We start from the raw sequence: 23,492 nt of genomic DNA on the forward strand, positions 1-23,492 counted from the left end.
GTGATGAGAACCGCGTCCCGGAGGGAACGGAACCGGTCGTCCCGGTCGTCTTCCCCTGCGCCATGAACAAGACGATCAGGCGCGCCGCCGTCTTCTCCCTGCTGCTCGTACTCGCCCTGCTGATCCGGGCGACCTGGGTGCAGTTCTACGACGGCAAGGCCCTCGCGGACGCCCCCGAAAACCGCCGGAACGCCATCGGCACCTACTCCCGCCCGCTCGGCGACATCGTCGTGGGCGGCAAAGCGGTCACCGGTTCCGGCCGGGCCGGCGGGAGCGACCTCGCGTACAAACGCACGTACACCGACGGCTCGCTGTACGCGGCGGTCACCGGTTACGCCTCGCAGGCGTACGCCCCCACGCAGCTCGAAGGCGTCTACGCCGACGTGCTCAACGGCACGGACACCCGGCTGCGCACGGTCATGGACACCGTCACCGGACGGCGGGCCGATCCGGGCAACGTGATCACCACGATCGACCCGGCCGTGCAGAAGGCCGGCGCCCGGGCACTGGGCGGCAACAAGGGCGGGGCGGTGGCGATCGACCCGAAGACCGGCAAGATCCTCGCCATGGTCTCGACGCCGTCCTACGACCCCTCGGCGCTGACCGCCGCGAACACGGCGGGGACGGCCTGGCAGAAGCTCACCACCGACACGGAGAAGCCGCTGGTCAACCGGGCGATGCGGCAGCCGCTGCCGCCCGGCTCGACCTTCAAGCTGGTGGTGGCGGCGGCCGCGCTGGAGGACGGGCTGTACCCGGACGTGGACCGGCCCACCGACAGCCCGGTCCCCTACACCCCGCCGGGCACCACCCGCGAGCTGCCCAACGAGAACACCGCGGCGCCCTGCGAGAACGCCTCGATCCGGGTGGCCCTGCAGTACTCCTGCAACAACGTCTTCGGCAAGCTCGCCGTCGACCTGGGGCAGGACAAGGTGCGGGCCATGGCGGAGAAGTTCGGCTTCGACGACGACAAGCTGGACGTCCCGGTGCGGGCCTACCCGAGCGTGTATCCGGCCCATATGGACAAGGCGCTCACCGCGTTGTCGGGCATCGGACAGTACGACGTCACCGCGACGCCGCTCCAGATGGCCATGGTGTCCTCCGCCATAGCGAACGGCGGGGAACTGGTCTCGCCCCATATGGTGTCTCAGCTCACCACGGGCGACGGCGATGTGTTGCAGGACTTCGGGGACGCGGACCGGAAGCGGATCGTCAGCGCCCGTACCGCCGAACAGCTCCAGTCCGCCATGCAGACGGTGGTGCGGGACGGTACCGGGCGGAACGCGCTCATCGACGGGGTGACGGTCGGCGGCAAGACCGGCACCGCCCAGCACGGACCCAACAACAGCGAGACGCCGTACGCCTGGTTCACCGCGTACGGCAAGTCGGACCGCACGGGCCAGGAGGTCGCCGTGGCGGTGATGGTCGAGCAGTCCGGCGCGGCCCGCTCGGAGGTCAGCGGCAACGGGCTCGCGGCTCCGGTGGCCCGGGCGATGATGGCGGCGGCGCTCAAGCGGAGCTGAGCGCCGCCGGGTCGGCGAACCGCGTCAGGAGACGAAGTACGTCGGGTTGGGCAGCTTGTACGTGCGGTCGGCGTAGCCGCCGTCCAGGTCGGAGTACTGGTCGCCGAAGTTGGCGATGATCTCGTACCCGAGGTCCTGCTCGATGTGCTTGCGGGTGCCGCCCTTGTACTGGACGGTGGTGCAGGTCCAGGCACCCGGCGTGGCGCAACCGGCCAGGTAGGCCGGCGGGTTGGCCTTGTCCTTGAGGAACATGTGGCCGGCGTCCAGGTTGACGTCGGCGCCGACCTTCTTCAGGTTCTCCACCGCGCCGGCGCGCTGGGACTCGCTCAGGCCGGAGTTGTAGAACACGGTCACACCCTGGGCGGCGGCGTAGCGCACCAGCTCCGGGCTGCCGAACACCTCGGGGCGGTCGGCGCGGTTCACGTAGTCGTTCCAGGTGGCGGAGTCGTACGTGTAGTTGTAGCGCTTCTCGTAGTCGAGGCTCAGCAGCAGGGTGTCGTCGATGTCGAACACCACGGCCGGCTTCTCGCCCCGGTGGTGGGCCTTGCGCGCCGCCTTGTCGATGTACCGCTTGGCGTCGTCGTCGATCCGCGCCAGGTCCTTGGCGTACGGGCTGGTGGGCGACGCCTGGTACTTGCCCGCACTGTCGGCGGTGGTGCCGTAGTAGGTGTCGATGTCCTTCACCAGGAGCCCGATGTTGTACGGCTCATGCGTGGAGTTCGCCGTCGACTGCCCGGCGGTGGCCGCCCCGGCGCCGTACAGCGCACCCCCGGCGAGCGCACAGGCGGCGGTGGCGGCCGCGATCCGCAGTGATTTATGCATGACAGGTGTTCTACGCGCGTAAGCGCTGCCGCGCGACGGGTGTTGCAGGATCGAGATCAAGCCAAGCCCTGCGGGGCTTGGCGGGGGTGTACACGGCAGGTGGGTCCAGGCGCACGGGGAGTACCCGCGGGCGCAACTCGGCTTCGCGCCGGGCCCTGTTCGGCGGGGACCGGGGCACGCTCCGCGCGGCGGCCGTCATGGCAAGGGCTCCGGAGAAGGCCGACCGGGCTCCTGAGTGTTTCCCCTACGCCCGCCACTGCGGGTCGCGGCCGCTCAGGCCCACCGCCCGGTCGAGGAGAGGAGCCTCCGGGGGGACGTCGATTACCGGGCCGAAGAGGCCGTCACCTCGGTCGGGGTCCTCGGCGGCCGCCAGGAGGAAGCCGTAGGCCGAGGCCAGGGCGGGGAGGTCGGGGGTGTACTCGAGGTCCAGGGCGCGGGACAGGTCCCAGCCGTGGATGACCAGTTCGTCGGCGGCCACGGCGCCCGCGATCTCGCCGGGGAGATCCACTCCGCCGGCGCGGGTCAGGCCGGTCCAGGCGGCGGGGTCGCGCCAGGCGTCGGCCAGTTCGTCCAGCGCCTTGGGGAGGTCCTCGCGCCAGCCGGGGGGCAGGTCGGGGACAGCGGCGTTGGGGTTCGTGTCGGTCGTGGCGCCCAGGTCCTTCCGGGCGGCGTCACGGAAGGCGACGGACAGGTGCAGCAGGTGCCCCAGCAGGTCCCGTACCGGGGTGTCGGGGCACGGCGTCGGTGCCGAGAGCTGCTCATCGCTCACGGTCTCGGCCAGGCGTGCCACGATCCGGGCCTGCGGGCCGAGGTCCAGGGTCGAGTCGGTCATGTCGGTCTCCTAGGGGGTGCGCACCGGGCGTACGAAGGGGAGACCGGCCGGCCGGCCGGAACTCATCGGCACCCGGCCCGCTCACCACCCCGCGAGCCCTTCCCGTACCGCCGCCAGGTCCGCGTCCGAGGCCAGGCCCGCGTGGTACAGCCGCAGCTCGTTCGCCCCCTCCCGCCGCGCACGCGCCGCGTCCGAGGCGAGGCGGGCAGGGTTTCCGCCGAGGCCCGAGACCACCGTCAGGTTGGCCGCCAGGACCGTCCGCTCCCCCGCGTGCTCAGCGAACGCAGCCAGGCGGTGTACGCCGTCCACACAGGGGACGACCACACCGTCCGCCCACGAGAGTATGTGCGCCGGGTCCACCCCCGCGTTCGCGCCGCAGTGGTACGGGACCGGGTCCGCGTGCAGCAGCACCCGGAAACCCTCGGGGGCGGCCTCGCGCACCGCGGTGATCGCCTCCTCCTGGAGCGTGCGGGCCGCCGACTCGCGCCACGCCCGCGCGGCCGCGGCCGGCTCCGCGCCGAGCGCCCGCTCCACGTACTCCCAGCCCCCGTCCCCCGCCCCGCGCCACACCGGCTCCAGCGCGGCCCGGACACGGGCGGCCAACTCCCCCGCGTCCACCCCGTACCCCTCCCCGCAGGCCGGACAGAAGCACAGGGACATCAGGTACTGCCCCGCCTCCCCCAGCCGCACCCCGCCGGTCTTGTCGTGGGCGTGGAGATGCGCGAGGCCGTACCAGCCGAGGGACTCCAGTTCCGTACCGGTGGCGCCGGGGCGCACCGCCGCCTCGGCGGCGAGAGCGGTGAGGTAGGCGCGGACGCCGGGCTGGGCGACGCAGGGGGCCCAGGGGTACCGGTCGCCGTAGGCGTTGACGACGGAGGTGTCCGGATGTTCCGCGCCCAACCGGGAGTTGTGCGCGAGGACGACCCAGCTGTGCACCTCCAGACCGGCGGAGACGAGGGCCGAGGCCGCCTCGCCGAAGGCGTCACCCGGGGCCCAGTCGCCGGCCGGGTGGGGCCGGAGATCGCGGCCGGCCCAGACGTCGCCGGGGGGATACAGCACAGCCGCGTACTCCGCCGTGACGATCCGGTGGCGAGGGTGTCGCGGGGTCAGCGCGCGGGTGGAGTGATAGGCGGCGGCCAAGGTCACCTGCGGGACCCCCAGCGAGGCGATCCGGGCCGGGGCCCCGGGGTCACCGTTGACGTCCCAGGGGTAGACGAACGCCGACGCCCGCACGTGTCCTCCTCCGGCGGCCCGACCGCACCACCAGGCAGCAGGCTGACCGGCGTCCGCATGCGTGAACGCTACGAGCCCCCGCCGAAGCGGTCAAGGCCACGCGCACCCCGTATCCACCAGCCAATTGACGGCTTCTCACCACCCACTTGACCCTCCAGGGCCCCCTCTCTAACTTCACCAGGTATGTGAACGCCCGTCATGGCCGGACCACGCGAGGAGACCCCCATGCCCGCCCCCCGCACCCTCCTGCTCACCGGCGCCGCAGGCGGCCTGGGCACCCTGATGCGCTCCCTGCTCCCGGCCCACGGCTACGACCTCCGCCTCCTCGACGCCCGCCCCGTCCCCGACGTCCCGGACGCCGTCACCGCGGACCTCGCCGACCTGGACGCCCTGCGCGAGGCGGTACGGGGCACGGACGCGGTGCTGCACCTGGCCGGCATCTCCCTGGAGGCCCCGTTCGAGAAGATCCTGAAAGCCAACATCGAGGGCACGTACCACCTTTACGAAGCCGCCCGGCTGGAGGGCGTACGCCGCGTGGTCTTCGCCTCCTCCAACCACGCGGTCGGCGGCACCCGCGTCCCGGCGCCGGGCGCCCCCCGCATCCCGGTGGACACCCCGCACCGCCCGGACACCTTCTACGGCCTCTCCAAGTGCTTCGGGGAGGACCTGGCCCAGCTCTACTGGGACCGGCACGGCATCGAGACCGTGTCCGTCCGCATCGGCTCCTGCTTCCCTGAGCCGACCAGTGTGCGGATGCTCTCGATCTGGCTCAGCCCCGCCGACGCGGCCCGCCTCTTCCACGCGGCCCTGACCGCGGAGGACGTGGGCCACACCGTGGTCTACGGCTCCTCCGCCAACACCCGCCTGTGGTGGGACCTCGCCTCCGCCCGCGCCCTCGGCTACACCCCCGAGGACGACTCCGAGCCGTACGCGGCGAAGCTCATCGCCGAGCAGGGCGCACCGGACCTCGCGAACCCGGCCCACGACCGCCTCGGCGGCCACTTCCTCACCGACCCGCCGATCTGGCCGTACTGACCCCGCCACCGAACGTCCCACGGCCGAAAACGATCGCGGGCGGGCACCAAACGGGCCCGACCGCGGTCGTGTTCGGGCACGCCCCGCGCCCGCTCCCACCCCGGACCCCGCTGCCACGCAGGTCCCGGGGCAGGCACGCCGGGGGGTGACCGGGCACACACGGGCAGGATCGGGCGCCTAACAGACCTGGTCAGCGCCGCGCGTGCGCTGTAGAACTTCCCCCAGGGCCCGAACGGGCATCCCAGCGGGCATCTCGATGACGAGAGCGGGTGACGACATGAACACCAGGACGGCCGAGGAACGCCAACGCGAGATCGTGCGCGCGGCGCGGGCCACCGGTTCCGTGGACGTCACCGCGCTCGCCGACGAGCTGGGCGTGGCCAAGGAGACCATCCGGCGGGACCTGCGGGCGCTGGAGGACCACGGACTGGTCCGCCGCACCCACGGCGGCGCCTACCCGGTGGAGAGCGCCGCCTTCGAGACCACGCTCGCCTTCCGCGCCACCAGCCACGTGCCCGAGAAGCGCAGGATCGCGGCCGCCGCGGCCGAGCTGCTCGGGGACGCGGAGACGGTCTTCGTCGACGAGGGCTTCACCCCCCAGCTCATCGCCGAGGCCCTGCCCACCGGCCGGGCGCTGACCGTGGTGACCGCCTCACTGCCCGTCGCGGGCGCCCTGGCGGAGGCCGAGAACGTGTCGGTCCTGCTGCTGGGCGGCCGGGTGCGGGCGGGCACGCTCGCCACGGTCGACCACTGGACGACCAAGATGCTGGCCGGCTTCGTGGTGGACCTCGCCTACCTCGGCGCCAACGGCATCTCGCGCGAACACGGCCTGACCACGCCCGACCCCGCCGTCAGCGAGGTGAAGGCACAGGCCATCCGGGCCGCCCGGCGCACGGTCTTCGCCGGGGTGCACACCAAGTTCGGGGCCGTGAGCTTCTGCCGGTTCGCGGAGGTCGGCGCGGTGGACGCGATCGTCACGAGCACCCAGCTCCCGGCGGCCGAGGCGCACCGCTACTCCCTCCTGGGGCCACAGGTCATCCGGGTCTGACACCGCACCGCACCACACAGCTTTCCGCACCACCACTTTCCCGAGGGCGTCCGCACGCGCGGCCATGCCCTGCTGTCCCCATACATCCAGGAGCGATCCATGCGCACCCCGAGCCGACGGAGGCCGCGAACCGCATTCGCCATGGCCGCCGCAGGGACGCTGCTCGCCCCGCTTCTCTCCGGCTGCTGGGCCGGCGCGGGCGGGACCGGTTCCGGCGGCGATTCCATCAACGTACTGATGGTCAACAACCCGCAGATGACCGAGTTGCAGAAGCTGACCCGGGCCCACTTCACCAAGGAGACGGGCATCAAGGTCAACTTCACCGTGCTGCCCGAGAACGACGTCCGCGACAAGATCAGCCAGGACTTCGCCAACCAGGCCGGCCAGTACGACGTGGCCACGCTGTCCAACTACGAGATCCCGATCTACGCCCGCAACGGCTGGCTGCACGCGATGGACGGCTATGTGGCGAAGGACCACGCGTACGACGAGCAGGATGTGCTCAAGCCCATGCGCCAGTCGCTCACCGGCGACGACGACAAGCTGTACGGGCAGCCGTTCTACGGCGAGTCGTCCTTCCTCATGTACCGCAAGGACGTCTTCGCGGCCAAGGGCCTGAAGATGCCCGCGCATCCGACCTGGCAGCAGGTGGCCGATCTCGCCGCGAAGGCCGACGGCGCCAGGCCCGGCATGAAGGGCATCTGTCTGCGCGGCCTGCCCGGCTGGGGCGAGGTCATGGCCCCGCTCACCACGGTGGTGAACACCTTCGGCGGCACCTGGTTCGACAAGGACTGGAAGGCCCGGCTGGACTCCCCCGAGTTCACGAAGGCCGTCAAGTTCTATGTGGACCTGGTCCGCGAGCACGGCGAGTCCGGTGCCGCGCAGTCCGGCTTCGCGGAGTGCCTGAACAATATGACCCAGGGCAAGACCGCCATGTGGTACGACGCCACCTCCGCGGCGGGACTCCTGGAGGGCAGCGGCTCCCCGGTCAAGGGCAAGCTCGGCTACGCCCCCGCCCCGGTGGAGCGGACCAAGTCCTCCGGCTGGCTCTACACCTGGGCCTGGGGCATCCAGCACGCCTCCCGCAACCCCGACCAGGCGTGGAAGTTCGTCTCCTGGGCCTCCAGCAAGCGGTACGAGCAGCTGGTCGGCGACACCAGCGGCTGGGCCGACGCCCCCGCGGGCAAGCGCGCCTCCACGTACACCAACCCGGAGTACCGCGAGGAGGCCGCCTCCTTCCAGGAGATGACCAGGGAGGCCATCGAGAACGCCCGGCCCACCGACCCCGGCGTCCAGCCGCGCCCCGCGCCCGGCATCCAGTTCGTCGGCATCCCCGAGTTCACCGACCTCGGCACCAAGGTGTCCCAGCAGATCAGCGCGGCCATCGCCGGCCGGCAGTCGGTCGACTCGGCCCTGCGCAAGTCCCAGCAGCTCGCCGAGCAGATCTCCAAGGAGTACGAGGGACGATGACAGCGACGACAACGGCCCCGCTCGCGGCCGACTCCGCCCCCGCGGTCCGGCGTCCCCCGGCCCGGCTGCGGGCCTGGGCCACCCGCGCCCCGCTCCTGCCCGCCCTGGTCTTCATGATCATCGTGACCCAGCTGCCGTTCGTGGCCACGCTGGTGATCTCGTTCTTCGACTGGAACGCGCTCTACCCCAAGGCCCGCCGCTTCACCTGGTTCGACAACTACCAGCAGGTGCTCACCGACGCCGACCTGCGCCACTCGGTGTGGGTGACCGTGCTGCTCACCGCCTCCGTGGTGGTGGCCAGCCTGGTCCTCGGGCTGGCGCTGGCGCTGCTGCTGGACCGGAAGTTCAAGGGCCGGGGGGTGGTCCGCACCCTGCTGATCGCCCCGTTCCTGGTGGTCCCGGTGGCCGCCGCCCTGCTCTGGAAGCATGTGCTCTACAACCCGGAGTACGGTCTTCTCAATGGGTTGCTGCACTATGTGGGCGGCCCACAGCCGGACTGGGTCTCCGACACCCCGCTGCTCGCGGTGGAGGCCTCGCTGGTGTGGCAGTGGACGCCGTTCATGATGCTGATCCTGCTGGCGGGACTGCAGAGCCGGGACCAGCAGCAGATCGAGGCCGCCCGGGTGGACGGGGCGAGCGACTGGCAGATCTTCCGCCACCTCACCCTCCCGCACCTGCGCCGCTACCTGGAACTGGGCGCCCTGCTGGGTTCCATCTACATCGTGCAGAACTTCGACGCGGTGTTCACGCTCACCTCGGGCGGCCTCGGCACCGCGAACCTGCCGTACACCGTCTACCAGAGCTTCTACCAGGCCCATGAGAACGGCCTCGCCTCGGCGGCGGGTGTCCTCGTCGTCATCGGCTCCATCGTCATCGCCACCTTCGCGCTGCGCGTGGTGTCGTCCCTGTTCCGCGAGGAGGTGTCCCGATGAGTTCCCCCACCGCCGCCGCGCGGCGCACCGGACGAGGCGGGCGCAGTGGGCTCGGGCTGGGCCTGGTGGCCTGGCTGGCCGGCATCGTCTTCTTCCTGCCCATCGCCTGGATGGTCCTGACCTCGTTCCACTCCGAGGCGGACGCGGCCACCAACCCGCCGTCCTTCGCCGCGCCGCTCACCCTGGACGGCTACCGCGAGTTCTTCGGCGCGGCCGGCGGCGCCAGCCCCTGGCCGGCGCTGATCAACTCCACGGTCGCCTCGCTGGCCTCCACCCTGTTCGTGCTGGTGCTGGCCCTCCCCGCGGCGTACGCGCTCTCCATCCGGCCGGTGCGGAAGTGGACCGACGTCCTGTTCTTCTTCCTGTCGACGAAGATGCTCCCGGCCGTGGCGGGCCTGCTGCCGCTGTACCTGTTCGCGAAGAACGCCGGGATGCTGGACAACATCTGGCTGCTGGTCGTCCTCTACACCTCGATGAACCTGCCGATCGCGGTGTGGATGATGCAGTCCTTCCTCGCCGAGGTGCCGGTCGCCGTCATCGAGGCGGCGCGGGTGGACGGGGCGCCGCTGCCGGTGATCCTGGCCCGCGTGGTCGCGCCGATCGCGCTGCCCGGCATCGCGGCGACCTCGTTGATCTGCTTCATCTTCAGCTGGAACGAGCTGCTGTTCGCCCGTGTGCTGACCGGTGTGGTCGCGGAGACCGCGCCCGTCTTCCTGACCGGCTTCATCACCAGCCAGGGCCTGTTCCTGGCCAAGGTGTGCGCCGCGTCGCTCGTCGTCTCCCTGCCGGTACTCGCCGCGGGGTTCGCCGCCCAGGACAAGCTGGTCCAGGGCCTGTCGTTGGGAGCCGTGAAATGAAGGCCGCCGTCATCGAGTCCGTGGGCCGTGCCGTCGTCACCGAGGTCCCCGACCCGACACCGGGTCCGCGCGACGTGGTCGTGGAGGTCGCCGCGTGCGGGATCTGCGGTACGGATCTGCACATCCTGCAGGGCGAGTTCGCACCCGAGCTGCCGATCGTGCCGGGGCACGAGTTCGCGGGCCGGGTGGTCGGGATCGGCAGCCAGGTCCGCGAGGTCGCGGTCGGCGACCAGGTCGCGGTGGACCCGTCCCTGTACTGCTACGAGTGCCGCTTCTGCCGCGACGGCCACAACAACATGTGCGAGCGCTGGGCCGCGATCGGGGTGACCACGGCGGGCGGTGCCGCCCAGTACGCGGTCGCGCCCGTGGCCAACTGCGTGAAGCTGCCCGAGCACGTACGCCCCCAGGACGCGGCCCTCATCGAGCCGCTGTCGTGCGCGGTGCGCGGCTACGACATCCTCAACTCCCGCCTCGGTGCCCATGTCCTGATCTACGGCTCCGGCACGATGGGCCTGATGATGCTGGAGCTGGCCAAGCGCACGGGCGCGGCGAGCGTGGACATGGTCGACATCAACCCGGCCCGGCTGGAGACGGCCAAGCTGCTCGGGGTCTCGGCCGCGGCGGCCGGCGCCGACGAGCTCGACCGGCCGCAGGGCTGGGAGATCGTGATCGACGCGACCGGCAACGCGGCGGCGATCCAGGACGGCCTGGGCCGGGTGGCCAAGGCGGGCACGTACCTCCAGTTCGGCGTGGCCGACTACGCGACGCGGGTGACGATCGACCCGTACCGCATCTACAACCAGGAGATCACCATCACCGGCTCCATGGCGGTGCTGCACAGCTACGAGCGGGCGGCGGAACTGTTCGCGAACGGTGTGCTGGACCCGGACGTCTTCATCAGCGACCGGATCGCCCTGGAGAACTACCCGCAGGCGCTGGAGCAGTTCGCGGCGGGCGTCGGCCGCAAGATCGTCGTCACCCCCTGAGCCGTGTCTTCCCGGCACCCTGACCCGAACGGGGGTCTCGGTGCCGGGTAAGGGAACGGCAAAGTGGGCTCGTTCGTTCACCCGGCATGACCGCTATGACCCCTGGCTCCAACGTCCCGCTTCCGGCCGCCCGTGTGACGGTGGACGTGGCCGCACCGGTGCGGCTGGACGTGTCGGGCCTGCTGCTCACCGCCGACGGCAAGGTGCGCTCCGACGACGACTTCATCTTCTACAACCAGCCGGCCGGCCCCGGCGTGACCTACCGCTCGGGCGGCGGGTCCGCGCCGGACTCCATCACGGTCGACACCGGCGCGGTGCCGCCGGACATCGAGAAGATCGTCGTCACCGCGAGCCCGGACGCGGCGGGCCAGACCTTCCAGGGCATCGAGCCGACGGCGACGATCCGGGACGCGGACGGCGGCGCGGTCGTCGCCTCCTTCACCCCGCCCGGCCTCGGCGCCGAGACGGCCCTGGTGATCGTGGAGATCTACCGGCGCAACGGCCAGTGGAAGGCGCGGGCGGTGGGGCAGGGGTACGCGAACGGGCTGGCGGGAATCGCGACGGACTTCGGCGTGACGGTGGAGGAGCCGCCCCAGCCGGTCGCCGCCCCTCCGGCCGCCCAGGCACCCCCCGCCGCCCAGGCACCGCCGGTCCCCCAGACGCCCCCCGCACCCCAGGCGCCGGCCCCGGGCGCCGGCAAGATCAACCTGGACAAGGGCCGGGTGAACCTCCAGAAGAACCAGACCGTGTCCCTGGTCAAGGGCGGCGCCCCCCTTCTCTCCCGCGTCCAGATGGGCCTCGGCTGGGAGCCCGCCTACCGCGGCAAGGACATCGACCTCGACGCCTCGGTCATCGCCTACGGCCCCCAGCGCAACGCCGTGGACAGCTGCTACTTCGGCAAGCTCTCCATCCTGAACGGCGCCATCAAGCACTCCGGCGACAACCTCACCGGCGAGGGCGGCGGAGACGACGAGGTCATCACGGTCGACCTCGGCCGCATCCCCCCGGAGGTCACCGGCCTGGTCTTCACCGTCAACTCCTTCTCCGGCCAGAAGTTCACGGAGGTCGCCAAGGCGTACTGCCGCCTGATCGACCCCGCCTCCGGCGAGGAACTGGTCCGCTTCGACCTGACCTCGGCGGAGCCTCAGACGGGCGTCCTGATGGCCAAGCTCATCCGCCAGTACTCGGGCGAGTGGGACATGACCGCCCTCGGCGACTTCGTCAAGGCCCGCACGGTCCGGAACATGGTGAAGCCGGGGGGCGCGGCGCTCTGAGCGTGGTCTAGGACGCGCGGCCGGGGCCCGTCGCCGCGACCCCGGCCTCGTAGAGCGCCAGCAGCCGCGCCGTGGTTCCGGCGGCCGCCGCCAGCAGCGGTGGCCGTACCGGGCCCGCCGGGAGGTTCAGGGCGTCGAGGAGGGCCTTCGCCGTCACCGTGCCCGGCAGGTCCGAGGCCATCATCGCCTCGGTCAACGGGGTGACGCGGGACTGGAGTTCGGCGGCCAGGGCCGTGTCGCCCGCGTCGAACGCCGCCAGGATTCCCGCCACCTGTTCCGGCACCGCGTTGGCGACCGTGCTCACACAGCCCGCCGCGCCCACCGCGTACAGGGGAAGGATGTGTTCGTCGCATCCCGCGTAGTACGCCAACTCCGTTTCCGCGAGCACCTTCTGGGTGCCGAGGAAGTCGTAGGAGCAGTCCTTGACGGCGATGATGCGCGGGTGTGACGCCAGGCGGATCATCGTCTCCGGGGCGATGCGGGTGCCCGTGCGGCCGGGGATGTCGTAGAGCATCAGCGGGAGGCCGCTCGCGTCCGCGACCTGGCGGAAGTGGGCCTCGACGGCGGCCTGCTGGGGCCGGCTGTAGTACGGGGTGACGACGAGGGCCGCGTCGGCGCCCGCCTTCTCGGCGGCGAGGGTGAGTTCGACGGTGTGCCGGGTGTCCGCCGTGCCGACGCCCGCGACCAGCGGGACGGCGGGGCCCACCGCGGCGCGGACCGCCGCGATCAGCTCCCGCTTCTCCGTGTCGGTGGTGGTGGGGGACTCGCCCGTGGTGCCGTTCAGGACCAGCCCGTCGCAGCCCCCGGCCACCAGACGGGTGGCCAGGCGGGCCGCCCCGTCCACGTCGAGCGCGCCGGCGGACGTGAACGGGGTGACCATCGCGCAGAGCGTGCGGCCGAAGGGTGCGTTCCGTTGCCTCATGGTCGTAGTCTCGACACCACGACCGTGAAGCTCCACTTAAATCTGCTACGAGATGCAGCTAAGCAGACCTGAAGAGTCAGGGGCGGAAGCGCAGCACCTGCGGGTCGTGGTCGCTGATCTGGTCGTGGAACTCCGAGTTGATGTGCACGCTGTCGTAGGCGAACGAGCCCCGCCGGATCGCCCTGCTGATCAGGATCTGGTCCAGCACCTGCGCGTTGCCCTGGTAGTCGTAGGTGTAACGCTCCCTGCGCGGCAGCGACTTGATCGCCGACCAGAGCTGGCCGTCACCCTCCAGGATCTTCGCGGTGTCGGAGAACTCGAAGTCGTTCATGTCACCGAGCGCGATGACCTCCGCGTCCTTCTGTGCCGCGAGCAGGGACTTCACGAAGGTGTTGACCTCCGTCGCCTGCGCGTGCCGCTGCGTCTCCGAACTGCGGACCACCGGCTGGTACTGCCCGGTCAACGGCTGGTCGCCGCCCTTGGAGTTGAGGTGGTTGGCGATCACGAAGACCGTACGGCCCCGGAACACGAACTCCCCGGCGAGCGGCTTGCGGCTGTTGGCCCAGGCGGCGTTCGCCGGGTCGACGCGGCCGGGCGACACGGTCAGCCGGGCCTTGCCGTTCTCCTTGGCGACGCCGACCGCCGTGGTGGAGTCGCCGCCGGGGCGGTCGGTGAAGGAGACCCGCTCGGGATTGAAGAGGAACACCTGCCGGATGTTGCCGCCCGGCTCACCGCCGTCCTGCTTGTCGACGGGGTCGATGGAGCGCCAGTCGTAACGGGGACCACCCGCGGCCACGATCGCGTCGATCAGCTTGCCGACCGTCGCGCCCGCGCTCACCGTGCCGTCGTCCTTGGCGCCGTTGTCGTCCTGGATCTCCTCCAGGGACACGATGTCGGGCGAGCGCAGGTTGTTCACGATCGCGGAGGCGTGGGCGTCGAAGGTCTTGTCGGACGGGTCGAGGTTCTCGACGTTGTACGTCGCCACGGCCAGCTCACCGGAAGCCTGCTTGCGGGTCGTCTCCCGCTCCAGGCCCCCGCTCTCCAGCGTGCCGAGGGCGCTCGCCACCAGCGTGTAGCCGCCGAACTGGTTGAAGTCCAGCGGTCCGGTGGTGGGGCCGGCGAGGGTGTCGCCGACGTTCGCCTGCGGGAAGTCCGCCGTCGCGCCGAGGGACTGGATCTGGAGGCGGCCGGTGTTCTGGGCGTCGTAGGAGCCGTACAGGGTGCCGCCGCGCTCGGTGCGGTGCTCCTTCGGCTTCACGGTGACCCACAGCTCGCTGTACGGGTCGGTGGCGGTGACCACGCGCGCGTCGCCGACCTGGACGTTCATGCCCTCCAGCGACTCGTAGTAGTCGAGGGCGTAGGTCGCGGGGGCGAGCGGCAGGGCGTTGACCGAGTTGTTCGCGGCCGGGTCGCCGGCCGGGGCGTATCGTTCCGGCACCGCGCGCCTGGTGATCACGACCGGCGCCGGGACCGGGTTGCCGGTGGAGAGGGTGGTGACGACGGGCTTGGTGATCTCGGTGACCGACTGGTTGCCGGAGGCGGTGCCGCCGGGCACGTACTCCGAGACGGTTCCCGTGACGGTCACCGAGTCGCCCACCGCGGCCTTCGGCGTGGAGCTGGTGAAGACGAAGACGCCCTCGCTGGTGGCCGGGTCGGCGTCCGGGTTCGGGTCCTGGAGCCAGAAGCCCTTGGACGAACCGTAGGCGCGCACGGCGGTGACCACACCGGGCACGTCGGCGACCTGCTTGCCGGCGTACGGCGAGAGGCGGGTGGTGCCCTGGATGTCGTGGACGCGCACCGAGTCGGCGTGCGCGGGCGAGGTGGCGACGACGGCGGACGCGGCGCCGCACACGGCGGCGACGGTGAGCGCGGCGAGACGCGCGGAAGTCCTGCTCGGCAAGGGGATTTCCTCCGGGAACGTGACGGAACGCCGGGACGGCAACGCACAGCAGCGTGCAGGGCTCGTCGCCCTCAGTGACACGCGTAGAGCCGAGTGAACAGTCGTTCCCCCACCTCTACGCGCGTCAATCTCCTGCCTCGCGCGGGGAGTTGTCAAGGTTTCGGCCACGTACGAGGGGCAGTGGCGACCGGAATCGGGCGGTGCGCGGGCAAAGCCGTCTACGCTGAGGGGTTGAGTGCTTTCCCGGTCCGAGGAGAACCAGCCGATGTCAGACAGCTCCCCCCTGCCGCCCGTACGGCTGCGTCCCGAAGCGGAGCTGGCGCGTGCCGCGCTGTCCACCCCGCTGCTCTCCCGCGCCGCCCGGCTGGCCCGCTGGGCGGGCCCCGACACCCGCGTCGACGGCGGCGGGAGCCTCGTCGAGGAGCAGTTGCCCGCCGCCGCGGAACTGCTCGGCCTGACCGGGGACGACGCCGCCGCGAACGCCGCCGAGGCCTGGGGCGTTGCGGTGGACACCGGCCTGGTCGAGATCACCGACGAGGAGGCCGGGACCGTGGCCCCCGGCGCGGACCTGGCCCTGCTGACCGGCGCCCCGCAGGACGTGCTGACGATCTGGCTGGCCGCGCTGGACACGGTGGTCGCGGACGCCGGGGTGCCGGACCTGGAGCAGCTGGCCGCCGCGCTGGAGGAGGGCGGCGAGGTCGATTTCTCGACGTTCGACTGGGACCCCGAGGGCGAGGCGGAGCTGCTCGACGGCGTGCTCGGCAACCTCTACCTGCTGACCGTCGGTGAGGACGGACCCGGCGAGAGCGCGGTGCCGCTGCCCGCGCTGGCCGCCTCCACCATCGTCCCCGACGACCTGGAGGAACCCAGCAACGACGTCCTGGAGCAGGTCTCCGAGGCGATGATGAAGCTGGACGACCAGTTCCGGCTGCTGGAGCCGATCGGCCTGGTGGAGTACCGGCCGGTGGACGAGGAGCTGATGGCCGGCACGGAGGAGGAGCCCGCCGAGCCGGTCGACGAGGACGACATCGCCCGCTACGGCATGGTCCGGCTGACCCCGCTCGGGCTGTACGGGCTGCGGGCGCGGCTGCTGGAGGCCGGGTTCGAGGCGCCGGCCGTGGGCGAGCTGGCCGACAAGGGCGCGGACGCGCTGCTCGACGGCACCGCCGGGTACGGGGAGTTCGCCGCGCGCGCGGAGACCGAGCAGTGGCTCGGGCAGCGCGAACCCCTCGCCGCCGCGCGGGAGTTGCTGGCGGCCGCGCGGGGTGCGGATGCCGGGGCGCCACTGCGGCGGCTGCGCTGCCAGCAGGCGCTGTCCCTGGTCGGCATGGTGGCCGAGCCCGCGCTGCGGGAGGTGCTGGACGATCCGGAGCTGGGCGGTCTGGCCCGGGTCTGGCTGAGTGAGCGGGGCGCGCCGGACGTGCCCGCGCCCTCGCAGGACCTGGTGTTCTGGCTGACCGTCGACACGATCGCCGCGCAGCTCCAGGCGGAGGGCAACTCCGAGGAGCTGCAGGCGCTGGTGGAGGGCCTGGCGGAGCAGCACAGCGGGTTCTTCTCGGCCGCGTGGCGGGTGGAGCACCCGGCTACGGCGGACGTGCTGGAGGCGATGGGGCGGCTGCACCCGGACAAGCGGGTGGCCAAGGAGGCACGGAAGGCGGCGTTCAAGGCGAGGTCGCAGCAGCAGGGGAACTGACGGGCCCGTTCGCCGGGGTGTACGGCAGCGGTGCCCTGCGCGCGGCCCGGTGTTCAGCTGCCGTTCAGCGGCGGGCGGGAGTGTTTCGGCCGAACGAGGCCCGCCACCCTCGCCCTCCGCCACGGGCGTCCCGACCGTCACAGGAGACACCATGTCACTCACCCGCAGGGACTTCGCCAGGACGACGGCGGTCACCGGTGCCGGGGTCGTGCTCGCGGGCAGCGTCGGCGCCCTCGCCACCGCCCCGCAGGCCCTCGCGGCCGCGGACCTCGACGGTGCCCGGGACGCCCACGGCCACCCCGGCATCGGGTACGGCCCGCTGATCCCCGACCCGGACGGCATCCTCGCGCTGCCCGAGGGCTTCTCGTACCGGGTGGTGACGTACAGCGGCCGTACCCGGCTGGAGTCGGGCGAGCCGACCCCCTCGAACCACGACGGTACGGCGGCCTTCGCCGGCCCGCGCGGTGCGGTGCTGCTGGTGAACAACCATGAGCTGAAGGGGCCGCGCGCGAACTGGGAGCACCCGGTGCCGCTCGCCGAGGACCTGGTGTACGACCCTGCCGCCTCGGGTGGCTGCACGGTGGTGGAGGTCCGCCGCGACCATGTCGCCGAGTGGGTGGGCATCGCCGGTACCTCCACCAACTGCGCGGGCGGCAGCACTCCGTGGGGCACCTGGCTGACCTGCGAGGAGACCGAGGACCGGGCCGGACAGAACGGCATGACCAAGGACCACGGCTACGTCTTCGAGGTCGACCCCGCCGACCGCCGCGCCAACCGCGCTCCCAAGCCGCTGAAGGCGCTGGGCCGTTACGCCCACGAGGCGGTGGTGGTCGACCCGAAGCGGGGCCACCTCTTCCTCACCGAGGACGCCTCCGGCCCCAACGGCCTGTTCTACCGCTGGACTCCGCCGGAGGGCTTCCACCACGGCCGGGGCCGGCTGCGCACCCTCGCCGACGACGCGGGCGTCCTCCAGGCGTTCCGCTGCTTCGACTCCGGCGGCCGTTTCGTGGACGACCTCTCGCGCGCTACGCGCACCGGCACGGTGTACGGAGTGGACTGGGCCGACGTCCCGGACCGGGACGCGCGCACGGTGCCGGTCCGCAAGCAGTTCACCGACGCTCAGGTGACGCGGGCCCGCAAGCTGGAGGGCATGTGGTGGGGGGACGGCGGGGTGTACGTCGTCTCGTCCTACGCCCGCGAGGAGAGCCCGGTACAGCACGACGGCCAGGTCTGGTTCTACGACCCCCGGCGGCGGACGCTGACCCTGAAGGTGCTCCTCGGGGTCAACCCGGACCCCTCCGCCGACGGCTCCTTCGACGGGCCGGACAACATCACCGTCTCCCCCTACGGGGGCCTGGTCATCGCCGAGGACGGCGAGGGCGTACAGCACCTCTTCGGCGCGACCGACGGCGGCCGTACGTACCCGATCGCCCGCAACGAGCTCAACCTCGGCACCGAGTCGGCCCCCGAGTACAGCGAGTTCACCGGCGTGACCTTCTCCCCCGACGGCCACACCCTCTTCGCCAACATCCAGGACCCGGGCGTCATGCTGGCGATCACGGGTCCGTGGAAGCGGCAGCGCCGGGACTAAACTCCGGGGGCAGCCCCCCGCCGAAGGAAGTGCCCGCATGTCCTACCCCCGGCCCATGCGGGCGGACGCCCGGCGCAACCGTGAACGCCTGCTGACCGCGGCGGCGTCGGCGTTCGCCGAACACGGTGAGGGCGCGTCCCTGGACGACATCGCCCGGCGTGCCGGAGTCGGCTCCGGCACGCTCTACCGCCACTTCCCCACGCGCCGGGCCCTGCTGGAGGCGGTGTACTCGGCCCGCGTCGACGCCTTGGGCGAGCGCGGCGAGGAGTTGTCCCGCGCCCTGCCCCCGGGCGAGGCGCTGGCGGAGTGGCTCCACGAGGTCTGCGTGGCGACGATCCAGGTCCGGGGCCTGAAGTCCCTCCTGGGCTCGGCGGCGTCCGACGCGCCCATGACGGCCTGCGGCACGGTGGTGAACGGCACGGCGACCCGCCTGGTCCGGTCCGCCCAGGAGGAGGGCACCCTCCGCCCCGACATCACCCCGGCCGAACTCCTGCGTCTCACGCACGGCATCGCGTCGGCGGCGGAGCTGGGCGGCGGGGAGGCGCGGGACATCGGGCGGTACCTGGGGTGGCTGCTGGACGGGATTCGCGTCACCGGAGATTGAGGGCACGGCGGGCCGCGGCGATGACATTCTGTGCTTCGGTGCCGTACACCGCCGACTCGTGGAGGGTGTGCCAGACCTTCGAGTACAGGGCGATGTTGTCGGCATCGTCCAACCACATCTCGGCGTGCCAGTCCTCCGCGACGACCACCCGCTCATCAAGGACCCAGAAGCCGTTGGCGGGCACGATCTTGACGGAGGCCGCGAAGGGGATGACGCCCAGCTCGACCGTGTCCATGCCGATCATGCCGGTCAGGCGGTCGAGCTGGGCGGCCAGCACGGAGGGCGGGCAGATCAGCGAGCGCAACGCGGCTTCCCAGATCAGGACGTGAAGCGTGCGGCCGGGCCGGTACAGCCACTCCTGCCGCCGCACTCGGGAGCGCACGGCGGCCTCGATGTCATTGGCGAAGCCCAGCAGTTCGGCGTACCGCCGGATGACGTGATGGGCGTACTCGGGGGTCTGCAAAAGGCCGGGGATCACCGACTCTTCCCAGATCCACATTTCCGAGGTCCGCTCGATCTCCGCGCTCAGCCCCTCGTGCATGGGCTTGAAGCCATTTGCCAGCGCCCTGCGCCATGACCTGATGTGAGATTCGAAGCCCGCCAGCCGCGCCGCAAGCTCGGCGTACACCTCGGGTTGCTCGGTCGCGTCGGCCCACGCCCTCAGATCCTCGGGGGTGGCCGTCTGCTTGCCGTTCTCCAGCTTGCTGACCTTGGAGCCCTGCCATCCGAGGCGCTGGGCAAGTTGCTGACCGGTGAGCCGGCCACCAGGGCATGAGAAGCGCAGCTCACGCAGCCGCGTCCCCAGGGCCGCCCTGGCTTGCTGGTAGTCAGTGCTCACCGGTCACACGCGCTATCCGACCGCAGCCACCTGCGCGGCGAACTCGTCCAGCGTGGCGACGTGGTGCATCGCCGCGTCACGCACGATGCAGTACCGGACGACCTCGGCGGGTTCGGTGATCAGCTCGATGTTAGTGATGTTGTCGGCGTCGTCGAAGTGCAGCAGCGCGACGAGCCGCGAGTCGAAGATCCAGAAGTCCTCGGCAGGCAGGTCGGTCGCGTCCTCGCGCCACAGGTAGCGGATGTCCTCGCCCACCGCCGCGTTGTGTCGGGCGTAGTCGAGCAGGAACAGTTGCTCGGTGGTGGGGGGTTTGTCCGCGACGCGCACGCGGCCGACCGTCTTGCCCGCCTCGGTCTGTGCCTTGATGTTGACGAACCAGGGTTCGCTGAAGTCGCACGGCGACGAGCCGGTGGCCAGGAACGCCTGGAAGTCGGGGTCCTCACGGTCCGAGGCGTAACCACGCCGGGTCTCCAGCCGCCAGGCGGTGTGCTTAAAGGTCTCGAAGAGACGGCGGAAGGTGGCCCGGTCCACGAATTCGGGCACCCGCTCCATCTCCTTCGGCCCCCAGTTCACGAGCAGTTCGCGCGGCACGGCCACCGCCGCATCGCCGGGCCCGAAGTGCCGGAGCTGCGCGAGGTCTTCAGGGTCAGTGACGGGCGTGCCCTGAACGATGACTTCACCGGTGCCCTCGTCAGTGTGCAGGGCGGGACATCCATCGACCTTGCTGTCTGTGCCGGTGAAGCGTAACTGACGGGCCATGGGCGCTCTCCGTTTCGGGGGATGTGGTCCACAGCATGGCCGGGGCACGCTCTCGTCACTACGGGTTCAGGCGGTGCGGAAGAGAAAACACCAGCAATGTTCGCGACCTGTCGAGCAAACCCAAGAAAACAGCGTACCGCCCGCCAACCTCCCAGTCCTAGCGTCCGGTTCATGGCAATCGAGGAAGAGCAGGACCCGTTCACGGCGGTAGAGACCCTCAAAACAGCCCTGGCCGGCGCAGGCATCGTCCTCCCCTCCCTCGCGGTCGACATCGCCTCACCGGCACTGAAGCTCGTGGAACTGGGACGCGTACGCGCCGACGTGGCCGCCCGCCTGGCCGACGCCCTACGAAAAGGCGGCCAGCAGTGAGCGAAAGAGTTCCGACAACACTCTGCACGGGCAAGCTCCCCTACCCTGCCGGAACCCTGGTGATGGACCGCATCTCAGAGCGCACGGGCCACCTGGTCTACGTCCTGGAGGAGCGCACCAAGGAGAAGTACAAACTCGTCAGCAGCCAGGCATTCATGCGCCCGGTCGGTGGCGGCATCGAGTGGGACGTGCCCTTGGACCGCATCAGGCCGGTGGTCGAGTAGCAGACTCCAACAGCGCCCCGACGTCGACTCGTTGACGTCGGGGCGCTTCCGTGTGCCGTGCGCTATCATCGGCGCTAGTGAGCGAAATGCTCCGCGCACCTGTGCGCCCCGGCTGCGAAACGGGAAGGCAGGGCAAGCCAGCCTAAGTGACTGGGCCTCGGTGCAACTAGGTCGCCGAGCCGACGATGTCAGTCAAGATCCCGGGTTGGCGGGTAGGGCAAGACCGCACGACTGTACAAACCCGGGTCAGCAATGACCCACCCGAGAACATTTGCGCGCCGCATCAGCGTAGGTGTCTCGGTCCCGACCGAAAGGGACGGATCGAGGCTGCCTATGCCACCGATTCCGACCCATGACAGGGAAGGTAAGGATCGGTGGACGGCACCGCCATCATCATCATTCTCGCCATCGCTGGCGTGGCTTCCGTGCTGCTCTTCGCTGTGAAGGGTCTGCTAGACCAGATTCCAGACGTGATCGAGTCCGCCGGAAAGGCGCGCGAGGCCTGGCAGCGCTTCAAAAAGCCCGATCAGCCGCACCGGACGGACGATCAAGAGCCGCCCATGGCCGCTTAGGCCCGCCCTGGGCCTGCCGTCACTCTCCATAGACGTGAGAAGCGCCCCGCCGGCACTCGCGTCCGGCGGGGCGTCTCTCTGCGGCCAGGTGGTCGCCGTTGATCAGTTGTGGCTGTGCAGGATGTCGTTCAGGCCGCCCCACACCGCGTTGTTCGGCCGGGCCTCCACCGCTCCGGTCACCGAGTTGCGGCGGAACAGGATGTTGGACGCGCCGGAGAGGTCGCGGGCCTTGACGATCTGGCCGTCGGGCATCGTGACGCGGGTGCCCGCGGTGACGTAGAGGCCGGCCTCGACCACGCACTCGTCGCCCAGGGCGATGCCCACGCCCGCCTCCGCGCCGACGAGGCAGCGCTCGCCGATGGCGATGATGACGTTGCCGCCGCCGGAGAGGGTGCCCATGGTGGAGGCGCCGCCGCCGATGTCGGAGCCGTCGCCGACGACGACGCCGGCGGAGATGCGGCCCTCGACCATGGAGGTGCCCAGCGTGCCGGCGTTGAAGTTGACGAAGCCCTCGTGCATGACCGTGGTGCCCTCGGCGAGGTGCGCGCCGAGGCGGACGCGGTCGGCGTCGGCGATGCGGACGCCCTTGGGGGCGACGTAGTCCGTCATGCGGGGGAACTTGTCGATCGAGGTGACCTGGAGGTGTAGCCCGTCGGCGCGAGCGTTCAGCCGGACCTTCTCGACGTCGTCCACCGCGACCGGGCCGAGCGAGGTCCAGGCGACGTTGGCGAGGTGGCCGAAGATGCCGTCCAGGCTCTGGCCGTGCGGCTTGACCAGGCGGTGCGAGAGCAGGTGCAGCCGCAGGTAGACGTCGTGCGCGTCGAGCGGCTTCTCGTCCAGCGAGGCGATGACCGTACGGACCGCGACCACCTCGACGCCCCGCCGGGCGTCCGGGCCGAGCGCGGAGACCGCGCTGTCGCCCAGCAGTTCGGCGGCCCGGTCGGCGGACAGCCGCTCGCTGCCGGACGGCCCCGGCTCGGCGACCAGCTCGGGCGCCGGGAACCAGGTGTCGAGAACGGTGCCGTCGGCGGCGATGGTGGCGAGACCGGCGGCGACGGCGCCGGTGGTACGGGAAGCAGTGTCGGTCATGCGGAAAACCTAACGTGGGAGCGGTGCGGGGGCCTAACCGGTGCGGCGCGCCGGGTACGCGAAGGCGGCGATGCCTCAGGGCACCGCCGCCTCGTTCCCGTGAAGGGGAAAAGCAGGTCTCAGACGTTGAACCCCAGCGCCCGCAGCTGCTCGCGGCCGTCGTCGGTGATCTTGTCGGGGCCCCACGGGGGCATCCAGACCCAGTTGATGCGGAGTTCGCTGACCAGGCCGTCGGTGACGGACTTGGCCTGGTCCTCGATGACGTCCGTCAGCGGGCAGGCCGCGGAGGTCAGCGTCATGTCGATCGTGGCGATGTTCGCGTCGTCGACGTGAATGCCGTAGATCAGACCGAGGTTGACGACGTCGATGCCCAGCTCGGGGTCGACGACGTCCATCAGGGCCTCGCGGAGTTCTTCCTCCGAGACCGGTTTCATCTCAGCGGTGTCGGTCATGCCGTCTTCCTTTCGGCGTCCGCGCCGGCCTCGCCCAGGGCCTGGGCCGTCGCGTCCTTCCACGCCATCCAGCTCAGGAGGGCGCACTTGACCCGCGCGGGGTACTTGGAGACACCGGCGAACGCGACCGCGTCCTCCAGCACCTCCTCCATCGCGTCGTCGGGCTCGATCCGGCCCTTGGACTGCATCAGCTCCAGGAAGGTCTCCTGGATCTTCTGCGCCTCGGGCAGGTCCTTGCCCACCAGCAGTTCGTTCAGCACGGACGCCGAGGCCTGGCTGATGGAACAGCCCTGGCCCTCGTACGAGACGTCCGCGATCGTCGTACCGTCGTACCGCACCCGGAGGGTGATCTCGTCGCCGCACGTCGGGTTCACGTGGTGCACCTCGGCGTCGCCATCCCGGAGACCACGCCCGTGCGGGTTCTTGTAGTGGTCCAGGATGACTTCCTGGTACATCGAGTCCAGCTTCAC

The 23,492-nt window shown here is 71.1% G+C and carries 24 protein-coding genes; 14 read left to right on the forward strand and 10 right to left on the reverse strand.

Translation table 11 applies throughout. From position 1 onward, the window contains the following. The first annotated feature begins 62 nt into the window (after window positions 1-62). Window positions 63-1,520, forward strand: coding sequence for a penicillin-binding transpeptidase domain-containing protein (locus EV284_RS31520; RefSeq protein WP_130340252.1), 1,458 nt, complete (start codon window positions 63-65; stop codon window positions 1,518-1,520). A 24-nt stretch (window positions 1,521-1,544) separates the two neighbouring features. Here the strand turns inward: EV284_RS31520 and EV284_RS31525 are convergent, their stop codons facing one another. The 3 genes from EV284_RS31525 to EV284_RS31535 all read right to left on the reverse strand — a co-directional run bounded on the left by EV284_RS31525 (window position 1,545) and on the right by EV284_RS31535 (window position 4,407). Then, a complete protein-coding gene (locus EV284_RS31525) occupies window positions 1,545-2,342 on the reverse strand; it encodes an HAD family acid phosphatase (RefSeq protein ID WP_130340254.1) in 798 nt (265 codons plus the stop codon). Window positions 2,343-2,586: 244 nt separating this feature from the next. Continuing rightward, window positions 2,587-3,174 carry a TIGR03086 family metal-binding protein gene (locus EV284_RS31530; protein WP_130340256.1) on the reverse strand — a complete coding sequence of 196 codons (588 nt, stop codon included), beginning with the start codon at window positions 3,172-3,174 and terminating at the stop codon, window positions 2,587-2,589. Between the two features lie 81 nt (window positions 3,175-3,255). Further along, on the reverse strand, window positions 3,256-4,407 hold the full coding sequence (locus EV284_RS31535; RefSeq protein WP_130340258.1) for a hypothetical protein: 1,152 nt from the start codon (window positions 4,405-4,407) through the stop codon (window positions 3,256-3,258). Window positions 4,408-4,632: 225 nt separating this feature from the next. On the opposite strand from EV284_RS31535, the gene EV284_RS31540 reads away from it, so the two are divergent. From EV284_RS31540 to EV284_RS31570, 7 genes are all read left to right on the forward strand, one after another. Next, entirely contained in the window at window positions 4,633-5,442 is an 810-nt protein-coding gene (locus tag EV284_RS31540; protein ID WP_130340260.1) for an NAD(P)-dependent oxidoreductase, read from the forward strand. A gap of 277 nt (window positions 5,443-5,719) precedes the next feature. Then, window positions 5,720-6,490 (forward strand): DeoR/GlpR family DNA-binding transcription regulator, encoded by a 771-nt coding sequence (locus EV284_RS31545; protein WP_037775373.1) that lies wholly within the window; start codon window positions 5,720-5,722, stop codon window positions 6,488-6,490. A gap of 99 nt (window positions 6,491-6,589) precedes the next feature. After that, a complete protein-coding gene (locus tag EV284_RS31550; RefSeq protein ID WP_130340262.1) occupies window positions 6,590-7,960 on the forward strand; it encodes a sugar ABC transporter substrate-binding protein in 1,371 nt (456 codons plus the stop codon). Next, complete coding sequence (locus tag EV284_RS31555; protein WP_130340264.1) at window positions 7,957-8,892, forward strand: sugar ABC transporter permease; 936 nt, start codon at window positions 7,957-7,959, stop codon at window positions 8,890-8,892. The genes EV284_RS31550 and EV284_RS31555 overlap by 4 nt, the downstream gene beginning before the upstream one ends. Further along, on the forward strand, window positions 8,889-9,749 hold the full coding sequence (locus EV284_RS31560) for a carbohydrate ABC transporter permease (RefSeq protein ID WP_130340266.1): 861 nt from the start codon (window positions 8,889-8,891) through the stop codon (window positions 9,747-9,749). Before EV284_RS31555 ends, EV284_RS31560 begins: the two co-directional genes overlap by 4 nt. Next, a complete protein-coding gene (locus tag EV284_RS31565) occupies window positions 9,746-10,735 on the forward strand; it encodes a zinc-dependent alcohol dehydrogenase family protein (RefSeq protein WP_130340268.1) in 990 nt (329 codons plus the stop codon). Before EV284_RS31560 ends, EV284_RS31565 begins: the two co-directional genes overlap by 4 nt. 95 nt (window positions 10,736-10,830) lie before the next feature. Then, complete coding sequence (locus EV284_RS31570) at window positions 10,831-12,009, forward strand: TerD family protein (protein WP_130340331.1); 1,179 nt, start codon at window positions 10,831-10,833, stop codon at window positions 12,007-12,009. A gap of 7 nt (window positions 12,010-12,016) precedes the next feature. Here EV284_RS31570 and dapA read toward each other — a convergent pair whose 3' ends face one another. Continuing rightward, entirely contained in the window at window positions 12,017-12,931 is a 915-nt protein-coding gene (dapA, locus tag EV284_RS31575) for a 4-hydroxy-tetrahydrodipicolinate synthase (RefSeq protein WP_130340270.1), read from the reverse strand. Window positions 12,932-13,007: 76 nt separating this feature from the next. Then, window positions 13,008-14,831 (reverse strand): endonuclease/exonuclease/phosphatase family protein, encoded by a 1,824-nt coding sequence (locus EV284_RS31580; RefSeq protein WP_130340272.1) that lies wholly within the window; start codon window positions 14,829-14,831, stop codon window positions 13,008-13,010. A gap of 265 nt (window positions 14,832-15,096) precedes the next feature. Here EV284_RS31580 and EV284_RS31585 point away from each other — a divergent pair, with 265 nt between their 5' ends. The 3 genes from EV284_RS31585 to EV284_RS31595 all read left to right on the forward strand — a co-directional run bounded on the left by EV284_RS31585 (window position 15,097) and on the right by EV284_RS31595 (window position 18,719). Next, complete coding sequence (locus tag EV284_RS31585) at window positions 15,097-16,524, forward strand: hypothetical protein (RefSeq protein ID WP_130340274.1); 1,428 nt, start codon at window positions 15,097-15,099, stop codon at window positions 16,522-16,524. Window positions 16,525-16,675: 151 nt separating this feature from the next. Continuing rightward, a complete protein-coding gene (locus EV284_RS31590; protein WP_130340276.1) occupies window positions 16,676-18,115 on the forward strand; it encodes an alkaline phosphatase PhoX in 1,440 nt (479 codons plus the stop codon). Between the two features lie 37 nt (window positions 18,116-18,152). Then, window positions 18,153-18,719 carry a TetR/AcrR family transcriptional regulator gene (locus tag EV284_RS31595; RefSeq protein ID WP_130340278.1) on the forward strand — a complete coding sequence of 189 codons (567 nt, stop codon included), beginning with the start codon at window positions 18,153-18,155 and terminating at the stop codon, window positions 18,717-18,719. On the opposite strand, the gene EV284_RS31600 is transcribed toward EV284_RS31595, so the two are convergent. Next, complete coding sequence (locus EV284_RS31600) at window positions 18,706-19,557, reverse strand: helix-turn-helix transcriptional regulator (RefSeq protein WP_130340280.1); 852 nt, start codon at window positions 19,555-19,557, stop codon at window positions 18,706-18,708. The two genes, EV284_RS31595 and EV284_RS31600, sit on opposite strands and share 14 nt — an antisense overlap. 12 nt (window positions 19,558-19,569) lie before the next feature. Beyond that, on the reverse strand, window positions 19,570-20,316 hold the full coding sequence (locus tag EV284_RS31605) for a DUF6879 family protein (RefSeq protein ID WP_130340282.1): 747 nt from the start codon (window positions 20,314-20,316) through the stop codon (window positions 19,570-19,572). 171 nt (window positions 20,317-20,487) lie between these two features. Here EV284_RS31605 and EV284_RS31610 point away from each other — a divergent pair, with 171 nt between their 5' ends. The 3 genes from EV284_RS31610 to EV284_RS31620 all read left to right on the forward strand — a co-directional run bounded on the left by EV284_RS31610 (window position 20,488) and on the right by EV284_RS31620 (window position 21,481). Beyond that, complete coding sequence (locus EV284_RS31610) at window positions 20,488-20,685, forward strand: hypothetical protein (RefSeq protein ID WP_130340284.1); 198 nt, start codon at window positions 20,488-20,490, stop codon at window positions 20,683-20,685. Between the two features lie 62 nt (window positions 20,686-20,747). Continuing rightward, complete coding sequence (locus EV284_RS31615; RefSeq protein WP_242625879.1) at window positions 20,748-20,909, forward strand: hypothetical protein; 162 nt, start codon at window positions 20,748-20,750, stop codon at window positions 20,907-20,909. A gap of 374 nt (window positions 20,910-21,283) precedes the next feature. Next, window positions 21,284-21,481: a hypothetical protein gene (locus EV284_RS31620; protein WP_130340288.1), complete on the forward strand. Its 198-nt coding sequence runs from the start codon at window positions 21,284-21,286 to the stop codon at window positions 21,479-21,481. A 102-nt stretch (window positions 21,482-21,583) separates the two neighbouring features. On the opposite strand, the gene dapD is transcribed toward EV284_RS31620, so the two are convergent. The 3 genes from dapD to sufU form a co-directional block, all read right to left on the reverse strand. Beyond that, entirely contained in the window at window positions 21,584-22,570 is a 987-nt protein-coding gene (gene dapD / locus EV284_RS31625; protein WP_086692705.1) for a 2,3,4,5-tetrahydropyridine-2,6-dicarboxylate N-succinyltransferase, read from the reverse strand. A 119-nt stretch (window positions 22,571-22,689) separates the two neighbouring features. Further along, the gene (locus EV284_RS31630; protein WP_031182020.1) at window positions 22,690-23,022 is read right to left on the reverse strand and encodes a metal-sulfur cluster assembly factor; all 333 of its coding nucleotides are present in this window, start codon (window positions 23,020-23,022) and stop codon (window positions 22,690-22,692) included. Continuing rightward, window positions 23,019-23,492 carry a Fe-S cluster assembly sulfur transfer protein SufU gene (sufU, locus tag EV284_RS31635; protein WP_086692707.1) on the reverse strand — a complete coding sequence of 158 codons (474 nt, stop codon included), beginning with the start codon at window positions 23,490-23,492 and terminating at the stop codon, window positions 23,019-23,021. The genes EV284_RS31630 and sufU overlap by 4 nt, the downstream gene beginning before the upstream one ends.

Origin of the sequence: Streptomyces sp. BK022 (assembly GCF_004217355.1) — a bacterium.
GTDB classification, from domain to species: domain Bacteria; phylum Actinomycetota; class Actinomycetes; order Streptomycetales; family Streptomycetaceae; genus Streptomyces; species Streptomyces griseoluteus.